This window comes from Methanospirillum sp., assembly GCF_035406105.1.
Lineage (GTDB): Archaea > Halobacteriota > Methanomicrobia > Methanomicrobiales > Methanospirillaceae > Methanospirillum.
Window position 1 is genome coordinate 1 of the sequence record NZ_DAONKG010000251.1, and the last position, 3225, is coordinate 3225.

General features: G+C 44.1%; 3 protein-coding genes. 2 read left to right on the forward strand and 1 reads right to left on the reverse strand.

What is annotated here, in order from left to right:
- Positions 1-1233 (forward strand): methyltransferase domain-containing protein (locus PLA23_RS11905; protein ID WP_324475318.1); only part of this gene is annotated, 1233 nt, incomplete at its 5' end.
- A gap of 301 nt (positions 1234-1534) precedes the next feature.
- On the opposite strand, the gene PLA23_RS11910 is transcribed toward PLA23_RS11905, so the two are convergent.
- Positions 1535-2167 carry an FmdE family protein gene (locus PLA23_RS11910; RefSeq protein ID WP_324475319.1) on the reverse strand — a complete coding sequence of 211 codons (633 nt, stop codon included), beginning with the start codon at positions 2165-2167 and terminating at the stop codon, positions 1535-1537.
- A 311-nt stretch (positions 2168-2478) separates the two neighbouring features.
- Here PLA23_RS11910 and PLA23_RS11915 point away from each other — a divergent pair.
- Positions 2479-3225: FmdE family protein (locus tag PLA23_RS11915; protein ID WP_324475320.1), on the forward strand; the 747-nt coding region annotated here is incomplete at its 3' end.

A 3225-nucleotide genomic window follows, 5' to 3' on the forward strand; every position in this document is an offset into this window, starting at 1 on the left:
GATCCAACAACCCGATTACGACTCTCCCTGGGATTTGTTTCTACAGTGATGAGTATGATCTTTGGAACAAATAAAGGAAGAAAAAACCTTCTCAGCCCGGGAGCAATTGAGATACTCTACTCAGCATATTTTTCCAGGATTTGTATGGGAGATATTGCCGGGATGCTTGAGATATCCCCCAGCTCTGCAACAGACCTGGTCAATTACCTTGAGCGGGAGGAATATGTCAAACGAGTTCCGGATGAAGAGAACAGACGGAGTATTCAGGTGATACCTACTGAGAAAGGTGAGGAATGGGTCCTTTCTACTGAAGAAAAGATCTATGGATTTCTCGAATCCGGTCTTTCCAGGTTGACACCTGATGAACAAAAACAATTTGCTGACCTCTGTGCACGATTTTCAGGCGTATATGATACAGCAAGTTTTACCTCGTCAATGAGATCATTCCGGGAAACGGGAAGTCAGAACCGTGTCCCGCTCATACAACGGCGAAACGGCAGACTGCTCAGGCTTGAAGAAGTGGTTGACGCACGATATGCACATCCCCGTGAAACAGACATAAAAGAGGAACACATGACACTAAAACCCAGAATACCAGAAACAACTGAAGGAATTCAGGATGAAATAACCGTAGAGCAGTACGATCATATGCAAAGAGGGCTTCGGGATGCCGGGCACCTCCCGGTTGAGGAACTTGTCCGGACATCAAAACCAGGAGATAGCGCTCTTGAAATTGGCCCGGGACCCGGATACTTTGGTCTTGAATGGCTGAAACATACGAAAAAAACTCACCTGACCGGCCTTGAGATAAGTCCTGCGATGATTCGTATGGCAGAGAAGAACAGTCAGGATTATGGTCTTTCTGACCGTACAACCTACAGGGAAGGGAATGCCCTCTCAATGCCATTCGCTGATAATTGTTTTGATCGTGTGTTTTCAAACGGATCCCTGCATGAATGGGAAGATCCTGGGAGAGTTTTTTCAGAGATTTATCGGGTCTTAAAACCCGGCGGAGGGTTTGCTGTGAGTGATCTCCGAAGGGATCTGTCACCTGAGATCTACCAGTTCATGCTGGGCAGCTGTCAGGGTCCGGAGATTAAAAAAGGGTTTCAGACTTCAGTTCAGGCAGCGTATACAAAAGATGAATTAGAAATTCTGGTACAGGATATCGGTTTCTCGTGGTTACAGGTTATTGCCCATCCCTACAGACTTGTTGTCGTCGGAGAAAAATAATTTTTTAGGTCTGAATGAGCACCTCCGGTCTCGAAAAGAGGGTTTGATCAAACAATTACTCAAGATAGAATGGATTCTCAATTAGTCTCATCCAGAAGATCTATACCAGGAGGCTGATTTTTTGGATACCATCCAATATCCTGGAAATAACATGTATATCTCCTGCATACATGAATGAGAACCTGCCAGCTTTTGACATCTCTGAACAGAAATAACATCAGATACCGCTTCAATCCTGTTCTATTAGTATCTCATTTCGACTTGAAAACTCTGAATGACTAAAAAGAGGGATAAAGATTAATTATTGATTCGTAGCTGAAAGATAACACGGCATGCACACCCGCTTTCCATCAAGTTCACGGGTTTTCCCATCGGCCACCATCTCACCACAGCATTCACAGGGTATTGACTGATACATTATCGCTTTCTGTGGCGGCTTTATATCAACATATGTAATTTTCAGAATTTTCTCTTCAGGTGCTGCGAGTATTGCATGAACGCCCTGATGTGCAAGTTCCTGGTACCGTGCCTTTTCTTCCTCTGTTGCCTGACCGGAGAATACTTTTGGCCTGAGTGCGTGCATCTCCTCAGGCATGAATCCGTCAAGACAGGTGACAACACGAACGGCTTTATTGCTCTTCCTGCAATAAAAAGTAAACGCGTGTTTTCCATAATCATGGATGATGAGATTCCCTTTGCCTGCCGTGCATCCGGTTATGAACTGGATGGCATCAACCCCACAGGCATTTGTCTCTGCGATGGTAACTAACTCCTCATCTTTTGGACGCTCTACCCCAAGTGCTTTCATTGCAGCAACAGCAACCCGGAACCCGCTTGCAAGTCCTCCGCATGAATGCCCGTGAAACTCAACTACTTCATCGTACGTGGGGAATTCTCCGGACTTCTTTTCCTGAATGGGTTGAGGTGAACACATATATCACTAATGATTATCCAAAGAGATTCATATAGTCTTCGCAGGAAACATAAATCGGTATTATCAGAAATATAAATTTTAAAAAATATTCATATCTTACTTGAAAAAACAATAATTATTCTTCACAATTGTAATTTAATTTCAAATCATTTTCAAAAATTATAAATTTGATGGTTATCGTATAACTATTTACGATGTTCATAGCAGGAGTAATGCATGATAATACAAATTTGTATTAAATTCGTGCTTTCCTGTAATGGACGTCAGGTACGAAAGTGAATGGCTATCATTCCGGATGAATGAGGAATCGCATGAGAAGAATAATACCACTCCTGTTAGCACTTTGTTGTCTCCTTATCCCGATATCAGTAGTTGCTGAAGATGATGTGATGTATGATCTCGGGTCCCGGGCAGCTGAAGTGGGCATGGACCTTTTGAAATTTGAGCCGGGAGCAGATAACATCCTGGCACTTACCAACGCTGGACATGCCATCGTTAAAGGAAAAACAACCGAGCGTGCCCTTTCCGGCCTTACCGACAAATCAGGCCTTAGAAACGGAGATAATAATCTTTATCAGATCAATCGTCCTGACTGGAAAGGTCTCTGGTTCTATTTCTACAACAAGGACTCCGGTATGGCTGCATACATGGAACCTGATCCGTCTTTTTACTCGATGAGTGCGGAGGACCGTGCAGCACTCCCTGCAGACAAGGCATTTAGTCAGGTAACCCTGATGAATGCAAACTTAGACAAATTACTTGCAAACCCAAGCGAAGGGAACACCACCTTTAACAAGAAGAAATTCGGGGGCAATGAATTCTCTCTCGTAGGGCTTTCAAACGTCTGGGCTGCCGGTGCAACCTACGATTTCATGAACGCCGCAGCATTCCATGATCATCTCTGTCCCGGGGTTACAAGTGGTTATATGATCATTAAGTACATCCAGAAGGTTCTCCCGATTACCAACCAGACCGCCGAGACCTACATTGATATCGGATGTCCGAACTGGTGTAAGGAAGATGCATTCCAGATGATCTGGGACAGTACTCCTGGTAAG

Coding starts and splice junctions, on each gene's coding strand:
- PLA23_RS11910 (WP_324475319.1), bottom strand. CDS start 2,167: ATGTGTTCACCTCAACCCATTCAGGAAAAGAAGTCCGGAGAATTCCCC.